This is a genomic window from Nostoc sp. (assembly GCF_036917515.1).
Classification (GTDB): domain Bacteria; phylum Cyanobacteriota; class Cyanobacteriia; order Cyanobacteriales; family Nostocaceae; genus Nostoc.
Genome location: NZ_JBALDE010000212.1, coordinates 17,444 through 33,982, shown reverse-complemented (window position 1 = coordinate 33,982; position 16,539 = coordinate 17,444). Strand labels below are relative to the sequence as shown.

Genomic DNA, 16,539 nt, shown 5'->3' with positions numbered 1-16,539 from the left:
TAATGCTTCTAAACTAAACATAGGGCAGGTGCTGGATTTAACGCTATTTTCAGCTTACTACCTGCTCCTTTCCTTATCCCGAACTCAGGTTAAGTGAATTTATTAAACTATCTTCTGTTGTTGCCAGAAAAACTGGAAAGCACAACTAAACTTCCAGAATTTGTTTGCACATCCCTACATTTGTGTCAATGCGTAAGTTCTCAGATAATTAATTCTTAATTTAGCTTTAAAATATCGCAATCTGTTTTGGGGACTTCTAGAAATTAGATTATTCAATAAAGTGAGTGAAGACGATCGTTAGATTCTTCCTCCCCCTGCTTCTCCTGCTCACCAAAGCGATGGGTATTTTTTTAGTTGGAAGTCCCTTGCTGCTGCGTCACAAGGGTACAGGATTGAGTTGTTGACAATGCGTAAGTTCTGATAAAATTAATTCTCATTTAGCTTAAATTATCGCAATCTGTTTTGCTAGCTCTGTGACAAGGGCACAGGATTAAGTTTTTGAGAAGGGTCTATCATGAATGCAAGAATGATTCGCAATACTGCATTTCACCTGCATCGCTGGCTCGGTTTAATCGGTGGCACTCTACTCTGCATCGCTGGATTGACGGGCAGTGTGCTGGTTTTCTGGCAGGAAATCGATCGCATTGTTTTAGCACAACGGTTTGGTCGCATCATCCCCGCTAAAGAGCGAGTTTCAATTCACGCGATCGCAGACACCGTAAAAACCGCCTACGCCTCCAAAGGCTTGACTCTCGGCGGCGTCAGCTTGCCAGAACACGCCGATCAGCCTTACCAGGTGTGGTTGAATGATGCGGCAGATCGCGTTTGGTATGTATTTGTGAACCCATATACAGGGCAGGTTATGGGCGATCGTCAGTAGGAAACCAGTTGGATTGGCAGCATTTATAGCCTGCATTACAAACTCTTAGCAGGCGATATAGGTCAATGGATCATGGGTATTGTTGCCCTTCTAACTCTGATCCTTAGCATCACGGGTATCATCCTCTGGCCTGGTTGGCGTAAATTGATTGCTGGATTCAAAATCAAATGGCAGAAGGCTCATATCAAACGCACGAATTTTGATATTCACAAAGTAGCAGGTATCATCACCGCCGTCTTTCTTGCCTTCATTGGCTTCACTGGTTTTGCCTGGAACATTCCTCAAGCAAAGGTAACTGATATCATTTATGCCGCAACCCTAACACCAAAACCCGCAGAGCCAGTTTCTAAACCGATTTCTCTTCAGCAACCCTTGGCGATCAAAGACCTGCTACAACGAGCCGATGCCGCCGTTCCCAATGCTAATACTACCTACGTTTCTTTTGCTAATAAACAGGAAGAACCATTTCTGGTGGGTAAAAAGCAGGCTCAGGAAACAGATCAATATGGGAGAACGCAAGTCTATCTCGATCAATTCACAGGAAAGGTAATTCAGATTAATGATGGCGTTAAACCCTCCCGTGCCGAAGCCATTTTGAATCAGTTTGGCTCTGTGCATTTTGGCACCTTCGGTGGACGGCTGACGCAGGTTTTGTATGTATTTGTGGGTCTGGCTCCTACCGTACTGATGGTGACAGGTGTTGTGATGTGGTGGTATCGCTGTCGGGTGAAAGTGGGCACTCAACGAGAGGTCAACGTGGCAGCTGAGGTGAAGTGGTAGGGAATTAAGCGATGCCTGCGGCAACCCGTACCACTTCGTGGAAGAAGCAAGCTACACGTAGCCTCTCCTACAAAAGAAGCGGGAACGCACTTGTGCTTCGCACCTCGGTCAGGCGATTATATAGAGATGCAAATTTTTCTCATCTAAGCTAATCGTTTAGCAGGTAGGATTAAGAATTTACCTGATAAGACCCACCATCATCATGACTATCACTATTTCGCCAGAAGCGATGAATGACCTATTCAATGAGGTTGAACCAACGAAACATCCAGACCCAGGTAGATGCTTTAGATGTCATAACACAGTGTCCGCCGTTCTTTGCCCAAGGCTACTGGCGTAATATTCAGCTGCGGGATGGGTTGAAAATCTCGCTCGGCAATATGCGAATGTGCGATCGCTTTCAAACGGATTACCCTGAAGGAAAAGCAGGCGGAGTATAGTATCATTTTCACTTCTCTGGAGAGCATCAGGATCGCTATCATTTCTCTGGAGACTATCAGGATCGCTACCATACCATTGGGACAGGACAATACTGCATTTCTGGCAGTGGATTGTCTCCCAAAAACCTAGTGGATTTTTCGGAGTGCCAGCCTTATTTGGAGGTAGTAGTTTGGATGCGGGCGGATGTTTTGCGATCGTTTGTAGGTGATGCAAATGGACAACTGCCTGTAGCACTGCAACATCTAATTCGCCCGATAGAGCAGGAGCTTTATAGCCGTGTTGGCACGGCAACCCCCGCCATGCAGACGGTAGCGCGGCAAATTTTGCACTGTTCCCGTCAGGGAATTGCCAAACGAATCTATCTAGAAGGCAAGGCGTTGGAACTGTTTGGATTGATGGCGGAAGCAGAAATTGCACTCCATAATGGCAAGCCTCCTGATCTGTTGAAATCGGACACAGTGGATAGAATTCACTACGCTAGAGATATTTTGCTGCAACGGCTGGAGCATCCCCCAACTTTGGCAGAACTTGCAAGGCTGGCAGGGTTGAATGAATATAGTTTGAAGCAAGGGTTTCGACAGATTTTTGGCAAAACAGTGTTTGGCTATTTACACGACTACAGTATGGAGCAGGCATGGCAACTTCTGGAAGCGGGAGTCTGGAAGGTAGAAGAGGTTGTCCTGATGGTAGGCTATGGGGATCTCAGTGCTTTTGGTAGAGCATTTCGTAAGCGGTTTGGCATCCGTCCAAAGGATTGTCTGGGAAAAAACTCCGTTTGAGCAGAAAAGAAACTTCGTTTGAGCAGAATCGCGATCGCCCAGGCGTTCTTCTTTCCCAGTAAGCTAACTGAGAAAGATTTTAGTTAATGCTAGTGTGAGTTGTGGTGCTGTTGACCTGACTGGTCCGCTCAATCCCAGCAAGACGGTGTTGTATCGCCTCAACCTCGCCACTCAGACAACCGAAAGTTTCGTTGACTTTTACGATCAACAAAGATACTTTGTCTCGCCTGTGGTCTCCTGGCAACTGGGCGATCGCACCAAGATTACTTTCTCGGGCGAATATCAGGTGCGACCCGAAAAGAATGGTGCTACGGGTATTCCTGCTGAAGGAAGTGTCCTATCCAATCCGAATGGTAAAATCCCGCGTAATCGTAACACAAACGAGCCAAATAGTATGAGCGATACAAGTCTGCTTCGCGTTGGCTACGATCTTGAACATCGCTTTAGCTCTAACTGGCAGATGCGTAGCGCCTTTGAATATTCGTCGTTTCAGTTCCTGGTTTAACTCCAGGCGGTTCCAGTGACAACCGAGCCAAAGACTGCTCAGAAGGTTCTGCGATCGCCTTGGCATCAATCAGGTATATGCCTATAGTTGAAGGAATGCACTGCCAACAACACCTGAGGTCGCTGTCTATGGCTGCTTAAACGACACATAGCAATCGCAATTCCCTACTCTTTGTCTTTTGTTACCATGATAAATGAGGGTAAGAAGCCTGACCATTGCATAGGTGAACTGACATGACACCTGAACGTGAACTAAGAGTCGAAATCGCAAGAAACATCATTGATGAATGTGAAGTTTTGTTTAGCGCCCAGGCGTGGAAGTTCTATCAGCACTCTGGTCGGGGTTATCTGTATCTTCACAAAGTCGTGAATATCCAGCATTCCGGTGGCAATGACTTTTCAATCACAGAAAGTCCATCTGCGATTGGGAGCAAGGTTCATTATGTGGCGCAAAGAAGTGAACTCTGGAAGATGATGATGCTCTCGCAAGCGGCGAAACAACAGCCGATCGAATATGCACAGTTGTTTAATGTAATTGACACTTATAAGCCCAAGGAAGAGTATGTGGTAATAGTGGGGTTTAATTACGGCTCTGATGCCTCAGAAAACTGGTTTTTAAGACGACCAGAATTGCCACCAATGAAAGCCTATACGGCGGTTCGCCATCGTCCGCAGGAATTTGGAGTAGATTCGCTCTAAGTGCGAAACAACTATTCAATATTCCCAGAATTAAATATCAACTTTCTTCCTTCTCCACCTCAAAAAGTAGGAAATGCTCCTTCTGGTGCATGAATATTAAAAATAGTTGATCGTTTGGGATACTCTCTAAGCAGATGGTGTCTATGTTAAGTTTTCCATTTTCTGCTTACTAGGTTTCACGAGTCTTTATATTTTTGAGCAGATTTACTTCTAATGGTGTCTCCAGTCTTAGTCCGCTTTTGCTAACGTAGTGATATAGAGTTTATCGCTCCCCAGTAAGCGGCTGGAAGCAAAAGGATTAATATGGCTCATTTAAATCAACGTCGTTCCCAAAATGTCAACGGCGATTTTTATGTAGATACTACCTGTATTGATTGTGATACCTGTCGCTGGATGACTCCTGAAGTGTTTTCTCGTGTCGATCAACAGTCGGTGGTTTATCATCAACCTACGAATAATACAGAAAGATTAGCAGCCCTTGAAGCACTTTTAGCTTGTCCTACTAGTTCTATTGGCACAGTTGAGAAACCAAAAGATATCAAAGTTGCTCAAGAAAAGTTTCCAATATTAGTAGCAGAAAATGTTTACCATTGCGGCTATCATTCCGAAAAATCTTACGGTGCTGCTAGCTATTTAATTCAACTTCCAGAAGGTAATATTTTAGTGGATTCTCCCCGGTTTACGCCGCCTTTAGTCAAGCGTTTAGAAGAACTGGGGCCAATTCGTTATATGTACCTAACTCATAAGGATGATGTCGCAGATCATCAAAAGTTTGCCGAACATTTTCAGTGCGATCGCATCCTCCACATTGATGATATTACTGCGCGTACTCGCAATGTAGAAATACAGCTAACTGGTTTTGAACCATTAGCCTTGACTCCAGATTTATTAATTATTCCAGTTCCCGGTCACACCAAAGGACAAACTGTTTTACTCTACAAAAATAAGTTTCTGTTCACTGGCGATCATCTCGCTTGGTCAGAAAGCTTGCATCAACTGGCTGCATTCCACGCTGTCTGCTGGTATTCTTGGTCAGAACAGACTAAATCAATGCGTAACTTGGCTAATTACTCTTTTGAGTGGGTACTACCAGGACATGGGCGAAGGTTTCATGCTGATCGGGAAACCATGCACCAGCAGATGCACAAGTGTATTGAGTTGATGGAATCTTTGAATTGACATTAAAAAATAACTGACTTTTCACGTCATTTAGAAAAACCTAACCTCCTAACCCCCTTACCGACGCGAGAAGGAGGAAAATCTAAAGTCTCTGGAGAAATTTAGAGAAAGGTGAGACTGTATTGCATACAAACCAGCGATCACTATAACCTGGGTTTTAGCACCTTTTTAACCAAACACAGATTATGAAAAAGCTGATCAACAAGCCGGAAGACTTTGTGCAAGAAAGTCTAGAAGGTATGGCAGCGGCTCATTCCGATTTAATTAAACTCAACTACAATCCTGCTTTTGTCTATCGAGCCAATGCACCTATTCCGGGTAAAGTAGCAATTATTTCTGGTGGTGGCAGTGGACATGAACCAATGCACGCTGGCTTTGTGGGTAAAGGAATGCTGGATGCAGCTTGTCCTGGTGAGGTTTTCACTTCACCGACTCCTGACCAAATGCTAGAAGCAGCCAAGCAAGTAGATGGAGGTTCAGGTATCCTTTATATCGTCAAAAATTACAGTGGCGATGTGATGAACTTTGAGATGGCAACGGAATTAGCCCGTCGTGAAGGCATTCGATCGCTAAATATTTTAATTGATGACGATGTAGCAGTCAAGGATAGTCTCTATACCCAAGGACGGCGGGGTGTGGGAACAATAATACTGGCGGAAAAAATTTGTGGCGCGGCGGCTGAGGCTGGGTATGATTTGCCACAAATAGCAAATTTATGTCGCCGAGTAAATCTAAATGGGCGGAGTATGGGAATTGCTCTAACATCTTGTACAGTCCCCGCGAATGGAACGCCGACGTTTGAATTGGGCGATCGCCAAATCGAATTAGGTATCGGTATTCACGGTGAGCCAGGAACAGAACGTACAACTATTAAATCAGTAGACGAAATTACGGAAATTTTGACGCGATCGCTCATTGAAGATGCAGCATACAGCCGTACACTGCGCGAGTGGGATGAAGAAAAAGCAGAATGGGTAGATGTAGAGCTAACAAATCTACCATTTGCCAAAGGCGATCGTCTCTTAGCTTTTGTCAATAGTATGGGTGGAACCCCGATTTCTGAACTGTATATTGTTTATCGCAAACTCGCCCAAATCTGCGAACAGCAAGAATTGCAAATTGTGCGAAACTTGATAGGCCCTTACATCACATCTCTAGAAATGCAAGGTTGCTCTATTACCTTGCTGAAATTAGATGATGAGATGATCAGGCTATGGGATGCACCAGTAAAAACGCCAAGTTGGCGTTGGGGAATTTCATAATTATGAATTACGAATGACAAATTATGTTGATATGGTGACTCAAGCACAGATATTACAATGGTTGCAGGCTTATGCAACCGAGATAGAGCAGAATAAAGCATATTTGACAGAATTAGATGCTGCGATCGGAGATGCCGACCACGGGATCAATATGAATCGCGGCTTTAAAAAGGTAAGCGCTCAATTACCCACTGTTGCAGACAAGGACATCGGTAGCATTCTCAAAACCGTGAGTATGACTTTAATTTCTTCCATTGGCGGTGCTAGTGGCCCTCTTTATGGCACTTGGTTTTTGCGAGCAAGTACAGCAGTAGTTGGTAAGGAAGAATTAACTGAACAAGATGTGTTAGAGCTATTGCAAGCGGGTTTAGACGGCGTGCTGCAACGTGGTAAAGCCCAACTAGGAGATAAGACAATGGTAGATGTATTATCTCCGGCTGTAGCGGCTTTTCGGCAGGCTGTAGGAGAAAATCAGAATACTGTGGAAGCTATGCAACAGGCTGTAGAAGCTGCTGAAAGGGAGTTGCAGGAAACTATACCAATGCAGGCGAAAAAAGGACGGGCTAGTTATTTGGGAGAACGGAGTGTTGGACATCAAGATCCGGGAGGGACTTCTGCTTATTTGATGTTGAAAAGTTTGTTAGCGGTATTGGAAAATTCCGTGGAATAACACTGGCTGTCTCAAAAGAGAAATGATTTAACGTGAGGTCTATTGCTCGAGGTTAAAAAGCCGATGCAATTCAAAAAACTGACCATTGCAGGATTACTAATTACATTGGGTGTAGCTTATAAACCTGTACTTGATAAAACTAGTACTGATAAACAAGTACAAGTAAAACCTGTGGCTGAAGTTGCTATTTACGAGGAAAATAATGGTAAGCAACCAGTCCAAGCAGAACTTTTAGCTAAAATAGCTGCCGGATACGCAAAATTAGGACAACAGGATAAAGCCTCGAAGTTATTAACCTCAGCTATTCAGACTATCAAAATAAATAAGTCTATTCGCATCAAAACCAACTTATTGGAGCAGTTGGATATCATCTATATAGAAATGGGACAATACGACAAAGCACTTCAAGTAGCAAAATCTCTTTACAAATACCAATTACTAAACCCAAATGTAAGTATTAGTTTGGCACATATTGCTACTCAGTTTATACAAGTAGGACAATATGAAAAAGCTCTTCAACTGACTAAATTAAAAACTTATCAATATTCACCTGAATCTATATTAATGTCTGAAATTGGACTTAGATATGCACAAACCGGGCAAAAAGCTCAAGCACAGCAGATATTAGCACAAGCACTTCAAAAAGTAAAAAGCAGCAGATATGAAATAGCTGAAATTGCACTCAAATATGCACAATTTGGACAAAAAACAAAGGCATTGCAATTGCTAGTGCAAGCTTCACAAAATATAGAATATCCAGACTATATCGCTGAAATGGCTGTTAAGTATGGACAATTAGGACAGAAAGACAAAGCAGAGCAGTTGTTAACTCAAGCTCTTCAAAAAGTTAGAAAGCCAAATGAGAGTGTATTTAATTCTAGAGACTATTATTTGACTAAAATCGCCATTGCTTATGCAGAAATAGGACAATTCAACCAAGCCATTGAGACTGCCAAAACTATTAATTACCCTGGTTCTGATGTATACAACAGACAGGATATATATATCACGCCTGAAGGTTTAGTTGATGGCAGTAATGATCTAGATGTGTTTACTGAAATTGCTAACAAGTGTGCAGTAGCAGGACAATATGAGCAAGCCCTGCAAGTTATCCAAAAAATAAAGTTTACTATCAATAAAAGCAAAGCGTTGGGTGTACTTGCCCTTGAATACGCAAAAAAGAATCAATACGAGCAAGCTTTTAAAGTACTCAAAGAACTTGATAAACTTGATTTTAACAAATCCAAAGCGTGGACTAATTTGGCTGTTGATTACGGAGCAAAAAGGCAATATGAGCAAGCTTTTAAAGTACTTAAAGAGAATGTTTCTTTTGACTCTGACAAAGCCTTAGCTTTGCCTAAAATTGCTGCTCAGGCTACTCAAGTAGAACCATCCGCTAAAGCAGCGCAGGTACTATCCCAAGCACTTGAAGTTGCTCAAACTATCAAAAGCCGTGATGAGAAAGTTAGGATAATAACTGCGATCGCTATTGAATACATAAAAATACAACAAAAAGATAAAAGCGAACAATTATTAGCACAAGCCCTTCAAATTGCTGAAAATATACATTACTAAAAAATAGTTCAATATCGATATATAAAAGTAATCTTATTACCTCTATATTTTGATGGGCAAAAAGACTATTTGTATAGGACAGGCATGGGTTCCCAAATTATTTAACTTTTCGTAGACATCACCTAAAAATTCCAACTTATCTAATTATCTGATTCACAACAGATGTACTCTGAATACGCCATTTACCTCGTTCTCGAATCAAATCGTACCGAACTCGCAAATTATCGTTAGAAGAGTTTTTATACTGACCATTTTCATATAACTGCGTCGCTTCCTTCACCATAGCTACGACTGCGGCACGATCTGCAAATAAATCAATTTTCTCTACAGATTCCACCTTTACGCTATGGTCGTACTTGCGATAGCGGTTGTCAGACCTGGCCTGTTGAGCAATTACCCGCCATTGAGACAAAGCTGAACCAGTTAAAATCTGCTCTAAGTTATTGATCTCATGATTCGGCCCTAAAGCTTCGGCTTTGGTAGATAGCCAAGTACGAATGATTTCCTCTGCTGCTGCATCTGTTAAAGGGCCATCTAGTCCTTGTGGTTTACTATTTGGATCGGGAATAGATATTGGTGGTTGATTTATTTGTACAAACAACTGTGAATTAAGTACAGTTCGTGTAGGAAAAAACAGATTTTTTAACCATCCAAAAATTGTTGTGACTAATACCCAGAAAACTAAAATACTCACCAAAGAAATAAACACTCTCCATACCAACCGTGTTTTCCCTTCGATGGTGTTAGCAAAAGTTCGCCGCCGCCGAGGACGACGAGAATAAGGACGATTATTCGGTACACGCTCCCGGATAGAAGATGGAGTAGATTTTCTTTGCCGACGCTTTTGGTTATGAGTAGGTGTCACACTTTTAGCTGAACCGTTCAAATGCTGATCAGTGCCTCTGCTCGTCCGTTCAGCAGCAGGAACCTCTGATTTTACACTCCCAGATGAATTCCACATAGGTGGTGATAAGTTTGAATATTCGGGTGTTTCTGGCAAATCTAGGTCAGGTGTTGGTGTTCTGCTGTGGTTAAACTGCCCTGGAGTCCTATTTGAATTGTTAGGGAAAGGGGAATTATTTGTCTTCGGCTGGGAAAATTTTTGAGGGTTAATTACAGCCCACTCATTGGTTGTTTCTGCATCAGTTGGCAGTGCTTCTAAATAAGCTTGTACCTGTTGGTTAGCAAAATAATCTTTTAGAAAAGCTTGCTGGTTTGCTAAATCTCGAAAATGGGGAAATACTTCGTGTTGCAACCACTGTTCTGCATATAGACACAGCCCTGGTAATAAATCTGGAGAGTCTTGAGATTTTTCTCGAATGAAAGCTAAAGCTTCATACTCCTGACTAAGTTCTAAAACACGAGTTGCTTCTTCAGTTTGTCCCAAAAGTAATGCACATAGCGACTGTTCTAAATGTACATCTTGGCGCTTGCCCAGACGTATGAGCATTTGCCTCGCTTGACGAATTAAAGCAGGTTGACGTTGAGCAAATCCCCGTGCTATCAAGGCATAAACAGCTAAGTAAGTGGCAACAGCAGAAGGACGTTTGCTTTGGGCTTCAAATAGCTTGTGCTGCTCGGCAACTGTTAAGTGGTTGCGTAACTGCTGGATAAATCGCAAAAAGTCATCTATGTTTAAACCAGAGTCATCATTGTTTGTGCCATCAATGCCGCCCCGATCTTCTAAGAGGTTTTGCAATAATTCCAAACCTTGGCTTCGTTCAGCAGTCTTTTCTTGAGGTAGTGCCAGCAACTCCAAAATTCGATATGGTCGCAATTTGTAAAGATCCACTTGAATTTCCGCTTGGACACTGGCGAACAACCCTTCGCGTACTAGCAATTCTTGACCAGTTTCTAGAGATATGGCGGCATTTTCATAGTGACCTTGCTGCCACTGTTCGCGACCTAATTCTAGACAAGCAAGAGCAACAGTGAGAACGACATCTGGATGTTCAGCACTTTCGTGTATTTCTTCGTCTACTAAATTATTGCCTTTTCTTGCACTTGTAGCACCATTTTTATTTACTAGGTACGGACGACCTAATTTCAGTACAAGTTCGTATTCTCCCAACTCTTGCAAAATTAATAAAGCGCCAACTAATTCCTCTTGGGTAATTTCGATACCTAGATTCTGGGTGTCACTACCCCTTTTGGTGCTTTCTGGACGATTTTCCAATGCTACTGCGGCAGCAGCAAGGTTATCAGGGTCATAGGCGTGGGTAAGATAAAGCTGATCGTAGGTACTGCGTTGTTTTGGATCTGATAAAACCACGTAAGCTTCTTCTATGAGTTGTTTACGAGAAGAAATTGCTGCCTGAGAATACTCACGTCGTGGCAATTGTACAATGCGATCGCCGTATGCCTGTCGCAATTGTTCTTCACTTGCCGCTAACGGTAGTCCTAAAATTCGGTAGTAATCTAGCGGAATTCGCACAGCCTACTTCCCCTGCACCGCGATCAACATAATTTACCTAGAGCGTTCCAGGCCTGTAAAACTGTGCCAGAAAAATACCGTATAGAATTTACTCTACAAGTGTATATTGCAACAACTTGTTTTGTACCTTCCCGAAATTTTGAGTCACATTTTAATACTAATTTTTTGCTTTCGCCTAGAAAGCCTCAATTGTTTGTTTTAATTCTTAGTATTTTTGTTTAACACGACTATTATCAGCCTTCGATACCACAAACCACAACTACCATTTTTAATCACGGCATAATTGTTGTGGCTAGAAGAATCTATTGATGATTGATTTTTTGGGACTTTCCCTCTAGGCAGTTACAAAAATACCCCTATTCGGGATTTACCCTGATAACTAGAAAAAAAATCATATCATAATTTACCCTTAATTACAATTACCTATTTGGGTATTATAGATTTTTGCCTCCTTTTTTTAAATTGTTAATGGATATGCAGAAAGCAATCTATCTTGATTGCTAGTCTATGAAGGGGAATATTCAGGAGTGCTGAGTTTTATTAGCGGATAGCTAAGGTTTAGCTCGTGCTGAGTTCTGAGTAAGAAGTAATGAGTAAGACGTAGTACTTATGAATCTTTTCCTAAGTACTCACCACTCGTAACTGATTTGATGCCTAATCGGTCTAATTTTACTTTTTACTCAGCACTGTTTCGATGAGAGAGAAAACTTAAAGCGGCAGTGTCGTTAGAATCAAATCCTCACGGGGCACGAGCTGAAAAGTTAAAAATCCGTCTTGGAAAGTTCTGATCTAAGGAAGCTTTAGCTCAGACTTTTTGCAAAATCAAAAATTCAGCTATTCCCTAAGACCCTTTTTTGGTGCATAAATAAAGTTTGATTGTTGAGTCTTACAAACGCTAGCCTGTTAAAAGCTGAGGTGTTATCAGACCAACTTATTTAAGACTGTAACTTTAAGTTGTACAACAGGGATACTCAAAAAGAATGGTTCAAGAGCGTACTTTACCCACTTTTAATCCTGCTACTACGCAAATTACAAAGGAAGAAGGGTTACGGTTGTATGAGGACATGGTATTAGGGCGCTTGTTTGAAGACAAATGCGCTGAAATGTACTACAGAGGCAAAATGTTTGGTTTTGTCCATTTGTACAACGGTCAAGAAGCCGTTTGCAGTGGTGTTGTGCAGTCAATGCGACCAGGTGAAGATTTCGTTTGTAGTACCTACCGCGACCACGTTCATGCTCTGAGTGCGGGTGTACCAGCAAAAGAGGTAATGGCAGAATTATTTGGTAAAGCCACAGGTTGCAGCAAAGGGCGCGGTGGTTCCATGCACATGTTTTCTGCCGAGCATCGTTTGCTCGGTGGCTATGCTTTTGTGGCTGAGGGAATTCCTGTAGCAGCTGGAGCGGCTTTTCAAACCAAATACCGCCGCGAAGTGCTGGGAGATAAAAATGCTGACCAAGTGACAGCTTGCTTTTTTGGCGACGGTGCAGCTAATAACGGTCAGTTTTTTGAAACCCTAAATATGGCAGCCCTATGGAAACTGCCAATTCTGTTTGTAGTCGAAAATAATAAGTGGGCTATTGGGATGTCTCACGAACGAGCGACTTCCCAGCCAGAGATTTATAAAAAAGCCAGTGTATTTAACATGGTGGGCGTGGAAGTGGATGGCATGGATGTACTAGCAGTCCGAGCCGTGGCTCAAGAAGCTGTAGCCCGTGCTCGTGCAGGTGAAGGCCCGACATTAATTGAGGCGCTTACCTACCGATTCCGGGGTCACTCCTTGGCTGACCCAGATGAAATGCGAAGCAAAGCGGAGAAGGAATTTTGGTTTTCCCGTGACCCAATTAAGAAGTTGGCAGCTTATTTGCTAGAGCAAAATCTCGCAGATGAGGAAGAGATTAAAGCTATTGATCGTAAAATTCAGGATGTAATCGACGAGGCTGTTAAATTCGCTGAAAGTAGCCCGGAACCAGACCCCAGCGAGTTATATCGTTTCGTGTTTGCAGAAGACGAATAAATTTTGGGAATGGGGCATAGGGGATGGGGCATGGGGTAAGGGAGAAGAGTTTCCCCTTTGCTTTTTGCACCCTTCCCTTCTGCCTCTTTTCAATGCCCTATGCCCTATGCCCAATTAGGACTAAAATTATGTTTAGCATTGCAATTCAACAGCAACAATACAAGACCTATATTCTTTCTGACGAAGCCGTTGGCTCTCAATTGGAAGTCGTACCTGAACGCGGTGGTATGATCACGCGTTGGCGTATTCAAGGGCAAGAAATTTTCTACATGGATACTGAACGCTTTACTCATCCTGAGTTGAGCGTTAGAGGTGGAAATCCAATTTTGTTTCCTATTTGTGGCAATCTACCAGATAATACTTACACTTATAACGGTCAAAAATATACTCTCAAGCAACACGGTTTTGCTCGTGAATTGCCGTGGTCAGTAACAGAACAAGAAACTAAAGATAAAGCTAGCCTGACTGTCGTTCTGAATAGCAATGAGCAAACCAAGGCTGTTTATCCTTTTGATTTTCAGCTGGCTTTCACCTACGAACTTCATGGTAATACTCTAGAAGTCCGCCAGCAATATAAAAACTTGTCATCTATACCAATGCCCTTTTCGGCTGGTTTCCATCCCTACTTTCTGTGTGGTGATAAAACTCAGCTAGAGCTTGAAATTCCCTCTAAGCAGTATCAAGATAATCAAACTAAGAAAATTTACTCTTTTGACGGCAATTTTGACTTTAGCCGTGATGAAATTGATTTTGCCTTTGGACAGCTAACGAGTCAATCAGCCACTGCCATAGATCGCAGCCGTAAGTTAAAACTCACCTTGGATTATGATGATTTCTCTACCTACCTAGTATTTTGGACAGTCAAAGGCAAAGAATTCTACTGTATAGAACCGTGGAGTGCCACTCGTAACTCTCTTAATACTGGTGATAACCTAACTGTGTTAGCACCAGGAGCTAGCCACACAGCATCTGTAAAGTTGACTGCTAATTTTTTCTAGACTCCTTTACAAATCTACAGATATATATGCTATGATGGCAAAGTTGCGAAATGCAACGAAAGGGTCGCTAACTCAACGGTAGAGTACTCGGCTTTTAACCGATTAGTTCCGGGTTCGAATCCCGGGCGACCCATATTCAAGGAAAAAATGCTTACTAAGTCTTTGAGGATAAAAGTCGAGGCTAGCTCTATCACTATCAAAAAAATTGTGAATGCGATCGCTCTGGGTAATAAAAATTTTTCGGATGAGCGATCGCTTTTTCCTGAAAATAAAAGAAAGATTACAGATTAATCGAATTAACTCAGTTGTCTACCTATTTCAGTGATTTTACGGCTACTTCTGTGATCGCGGCTTGTAGATACTGCTTTATTACTATTCGTTATTATACAAATACACTCCTCAATATTATCTCGTAGTTTTTTTCAGATGAAACCCTTATAAAACGGGCTTTTTAGTCTCAGTATTTTTTCAAGACTCAAATCGGAGTCCTATAATACATACGTATAAGATGTAAGTTATAAAAACTTAAATGTTAATTATTTAATACTTAAGGGAATACTAATTAAAGTTGTGTCAAGCTGACTCTTTTTCTTTTATAGGAACAAAAAAAGAGTGTTTGGAACAGACAATTGTCAAGAATTTGGGTATGCCCTTTATCTATTAATTTAGGAAGTAAATTAATATGGAAAATTTGACAAGCGAGCAAGCTGAAGAAGCTTTGTTTCGCCTAGCGGCAATTGTAGAGTCCTCTGAGGATGCTATTATCAGCAAAACCTTAGATGGAGTAATTGTTAGCTGGAATCTTGGTGCAGAAAGAATATTTGGCTATAAGGTAAAAGAAGTACTTGGTCAACATGTGACAATACTTATTCCTCCCGATCGCATCAACGAGGAAACCCAAATTATTCAGAAATTGAGGCAAGGAGAACGAATTGAACATTTTGAAACTGTGCGTCAACACAAAGATGGGACACTGATTGATATCTCGCTGACAATTTCTCCGATTAAAAATTCTGCAGGTACAATCATTGGTGCATCTAAAATTGCTCGTGATATCAGTACTCGTAAACAAATCGAAAAAGCTTTGCAAGAGTCAGAAGCTCAGCTGCGTCAGAAAGCAATTAAGTTGGAAACTACCTTACTTAAACTGAAGCGAACCCAAACTCAGCTAGTGCAAAATGAGAAAATGTCTAGTTTAGGGCAGTTAGTCGCTGGGATAGCACATGAAATTAATAACCCAGTGAACTTCATCTATGCCAACCTCAAGCCTGCTAATGAGTATATTCAAGACCTATTAAGATTGCTGCGGTTGTATCAAAAGTATTATCCCAGTCCAGTGGCGGAAATTCAGTACGGAAGCGAGGAGATCGACCTAGATTTCCTGGTAGAAGATTTGCCCAAGTTACTTTCCTCAATGGAAGTTGGAGCAGTCCGGATTCAAACGATTGTGCGCTCTTTACGGAACTTCTCCCGTATGGACGAAGCTGAAATCAAACAAGTTAATATCCATGAGGGCATTGATAGTACGCTGATGATTTTGCAGCATCGCCTGAAAGGCAAGTTTGACCGGGAAATTAAAGTGGTTAAGAATTATGGCAACCTACCGTTGGTTGAGTGCAAAGCTTCTCAACTGAACCAGGTGTTTATGAATATCATTTGTAATGCAATCGATGCCCTTGAAGAACGAGACCTACAGCGTACGTTTAGCGAGATTGAGCAACAACCCAGTCAAATTCTGATTTGTACTAACATGCTTGATTCACATCATGTACAGATTCGGATTATAGATAACGGTCTTGGTATCCCAAAATTCGCTCAAGAACGATTGTTTGACCCATTCTTTACCACTAAGTCAGTTGGCAAGGGGACTGGATTGGGGTTGTCGATTAGCTATCAGATTGTTACCGAGAAGCATAATGGCTCATTGCGGTGCCATTCCATACCCGATCGGGAAACCGAGTTTGTGATTCAGATCCCGATTCGACAGGACTGTCTAAACAATGTTTCATAAATGTAGGTATTTAAACTTTAGTGCAGAACTTTTCGGTCTATTGAATTTGAAGACTTAGAAAGAGCGATCTCCAATCGTTCATTTAGGAAATGTGATCGCTTTTAATTTGAATTGAGATTTTACAGATGGTTTGAGTGCGATCGCGATCGTGTAGCGTCTGGTAGAAAAGCGTTCTCAACCGTCGTAGGCGCTCACTTTCAGTCAGCAATCTAGGATATAGAGCTACCAAAGCCTTTAAACGTAGGGTAGCTTACCATACAGTAGAATAGGTGAAGTATAGGGCATGTTTATGAGCGATGGCGTAAACTTTTT

14 protein-coding genes, 1 tRNA gene and 1 pseudogene are annotated in these 16,539 nt (G+C 41.9%); 14 read left to right on the top strand and 2 right to left on the bottom strand.

The genetic code is table 11. From position 1 onward, the window contains the following. The first annotated feature begins 514 nt into the window (after window positions 1–514). The 9 genes and pseudogenes from V7K89_RS27775 (at window position 515) to V7K89_RS27735 (ending at window position 8,769) form a co-directional block, all read left to right on the top strand. Window positions 515–1,660, top strand: a pseudogene (locus V7K89_RS27775) (PepSY-associated TM helix domain-containing protein). A gap of 233 nt (window positions 1,661–1,893) precedes the next feature. Beyond that, window positions 1,894–2,100, top strand: coding sequence for a hypothetical protein (locus V7K89_RS27770; protein ID WP_335192982.1), 207 nt, complete (start codon window positions 1,894–1,896; stop codon window positions 2,098–2,100). A 174-nt stretch (window positions 2,101–2,274) separates the two neighbouring features. Continuing rightward, the gene (locus tag V7K89_RS27765) at window positions 2,275–2,880 is read left to right on the top strand and encodes a helix-turn-helix transcriptional regulator (RefSeq protein WP_335192981.1); all 606 of its coding nucleotides are present in this window, start codon (window positions 2,275–2,277) and stop codon (window positions 2,878–2,880) included. Between the two features lie 145 nt (window positions 2,881–3,025). Then, complete coding sequence (locus tag V7K89_RS27760) at window positions 3,026–3,385, top strand: hypothetical protein (RefSeq protein ID WP_335192980.1); 360 nt, start codon at window positions 3,026–3,028, stop codon at window positions 3,383–3,385. A 233-nt stretch (window positions 3,386–3,618) separates the two neighbouring features. Next, window positions 3,619–4,083, top strand: coding sequence for a hypothetical protein (locus tag V7K89_RS27755; protein WP_335192978.1), 465 nt, complete (start codon window positions 3,619–3,621; stop codon window positions 4,081–4,083). A 303-nt stretch (window positions 4,084–4,386) separates the two neighbouring features. After that, window positions 4,387–5,262 carry an MBL fold metallo-hydrolase gene (locus V7K89_RS27750; protein WP_335192976.1) on the top strand — a complete coding sequence of 292 codons (876 nt, stop codon included), beginning with the start codon at window positions 4,387–4,389 and terminating at the stop codon, window positions 5,260–5,262. A 185-nt stretch (window positions 5,263–5,447) separates the two neighbouring features. After that, window positions 5,448–6,524, top strand: a complete 1,077-nt coding sequence (gene dhaK / locus V7K89_RS27745; protein WP_335192974.1) for a dihydroxyacetone kinase subunit DhaK — start codon at window positions 5,448–5,450, stop codon at window positions 6,522–6,524. Between the two features lie 31 nt (window positions 6,525–6,555). Then, window positions 6,556–7,194, top strand: coding sequence for a dihydroxyacetone kinase subunit DhaL (gene dhaL, locus V7K89_RS27740; protein WP_335192984.1), 639 nt, complete (start codon window positions 6,556–6,558; stop codon window positions 7,192–7,194). 63 nt (window positions 7,195–7,257) lie between these two features. Continuing rightward, the gene (locus V7K89_RS27735) at window positions 7,258–8,769 is read left to right on the top strand and encodes a tetratricopeptide repeat protein (RefSeq protein ID WP_335192972.1); all 1,512 of its coding nucleotides are present in this window, start codon (window positions 7,258–7,260) and stop codon (window positions 8,767–8,769) included. A gap of 136 nt (window positions 8,770–8,905) precedes the next feature. Here the strand turns inward: V7K89_RS27735 and V7K89_RS27730 are convergent, their stop codons facing one another. Then, entirely contained in the window at window positions 8,906–11,203 is a 2,298-nt protein-coding gene (locus tag V7K89_RS27730; RefSeq protein ID WP_335192970.1) for an IMS domain-containing protein, read from the bottom strand. Window positions 11,204–12,183: 980 nt separating this feature from the next. Between V7K89_RS27730 and pdhA the strand changes: the two genes are divergently transcribed. The 5 genes from pdhA to V7K89_RS27705 all read left to right on the top strand — a co-directional run bounded on the left by pdhA (window position 12,184) and on the right by V7K89_RS27705 (window position 16,227). Next, entirely contained in the window at window positions 12,184–13,218 is a 1,035-nt protein-coding gene (gene pdhA, locus V7K89_RS27725) for a pyruvate dehydrogenase (acetyl-transferring) E1 component subunit alpha (RefSeq protein ID WP_335192969.1), read from the top strand. A 128-nt stretch (window positions 13,219–13,346) separates the two neighbouring features. After that, on the top strand, window positions 13,347–14,216 hold the full coding sequence (locus tag V7K89_RS27720; RefSeq protein ID WP_335192968.1) for an aldose epimerase family protein: 870 nt from the start codon (window positions 13,347–13,349) through the stop codon (window positions 14,214–14,216). 61 nt (window positions 14,217–14,277) lie between these two features. Next, window positions 14,278–14,349, top strand: a tRNA-Lys gene (locus V7K89_RS27715). A gap of 14 nt (window positions 14,350–14,363) precedes the next feature. Then, window positions 14,364–14,507 carry a hypothetical protein gene (locus V7K89_RS27710; RefSeq protein WP_335192966.1) on the top strand — a complete coding sequence of 48 codons (144 nt, stop codon included), beginning with the start codon at window positions 14,364–14,366 and terminating at the stop codon, window positions 14,505–14,507. A gap of 391 nt (window positions 14,508–14,898) precedes the next feature. After that, window positions 14,899–16,227 (top strand): sensor histidine kinase, encoded by a 1,329-nt coding sequence (locus tag V7K89_RS27705; RefSeq protein WP_335192964.1) that lies wholly within the window; start codon window positions 14,899–14,901, stop codon window positions 16,225–16,227. Between the two features lie 82 nt (window positions 16,228–16,309). Here the strand turns inward: V7K89_RS27705 and V7K89_RS27700 are convergent, their stop codons facing one another. After that, on the bottom strand, window positions 16,310–16,456 hold the full coding sequence (locus V7K89_RS27700; RefSeq protein WP_335192962.1) for a hypothetical protein: 147 nt from the start codon (window positions 16,454–16,456) through the stop codon (window positions 16,310–16,312). Between the last annotated feature and the right edge of the window lie 83 nt (window positions 16,457–16,539).

Excerpts from the sequence above, each read along its gene's own strand:
- V7K89_RS27735 (WP_335192972.1), top strand. The coding sequence starts at position 7,258 with ATGCAATTCAAAAAACTGACCATTGCAGGATTACTAATTACATTGGGT.
- V7K89_RS27765 (WP_335192981.1), top strand. The coding sequence starts at position 2,275 with ATGCGGGCGGATGTTTTGCGATCGTTTGTAGGTGATGCAAATGGACAA.
- V7K89_RS27720 (WP_335192968.1), top strand. The coding sequence starts at position 13,347 with ATGTTTAGCATTGCAATTCAACAGCAACAATACAAGACCTATATTCTT.
- V7K89_RS27755 (WP_335192978.1), top strand. The coding sequence starts at position 3,619 with ATGACACCTGAACGTGAACTAAGAGTCGAAATCGCAAGAAACATCATT.
- dhaK (WP_335192974.1), top strand. The coding sequence starts at position 5,448 with ATGAAAAAGCTGATCAACAAGCCGGAAGACTTTGTGCAAGAAAGTCTA.
- V7K89_RS27705 (WP_335192964.1), top strand. The coding sequence starts at position 14,899 with ATGGAAAATTTGACAAGCGAGCAAGCTGAAGAAGCTTTGTTTCGCCTA.
- pdhA (WP_335192969.1), top strand. The coding sequence starts at position 12,184 with ATGGTTCAAGAGCGTACTTTACCCACTTTTAATCCTGCTACTACGCAA.
- dhaL (WP_335192984.1), top strand. The coding sequence starts at position 6,556 with ATGGTGACTCAAGCACAGATATTACAATGGTTGCAGGCTTATGCAACC.
- V7K89_RS27750 (WP_335192976.1), top strand. The coding sequence starts at position 4,387 with ATGGCTCATTTAAATCAACGTCGTTCCCAAAATGTCAACGGCGATTTT.
- V7K89_RS27770 (WP_335192982.1), top strand. The coding sequence starts at position 1,894 with ATGACCTATTCAATGAGGTTGAACCAACGAAACATCCAGACCCAGGTA.
- V7K89_RS27710 (WP_335192966.1), top strand. The coding sequence starts at position 14,364 with ATGCTTACTAAGTCTTTGAGGATAAAAGTCGAGGCTAGCTCTATCACT.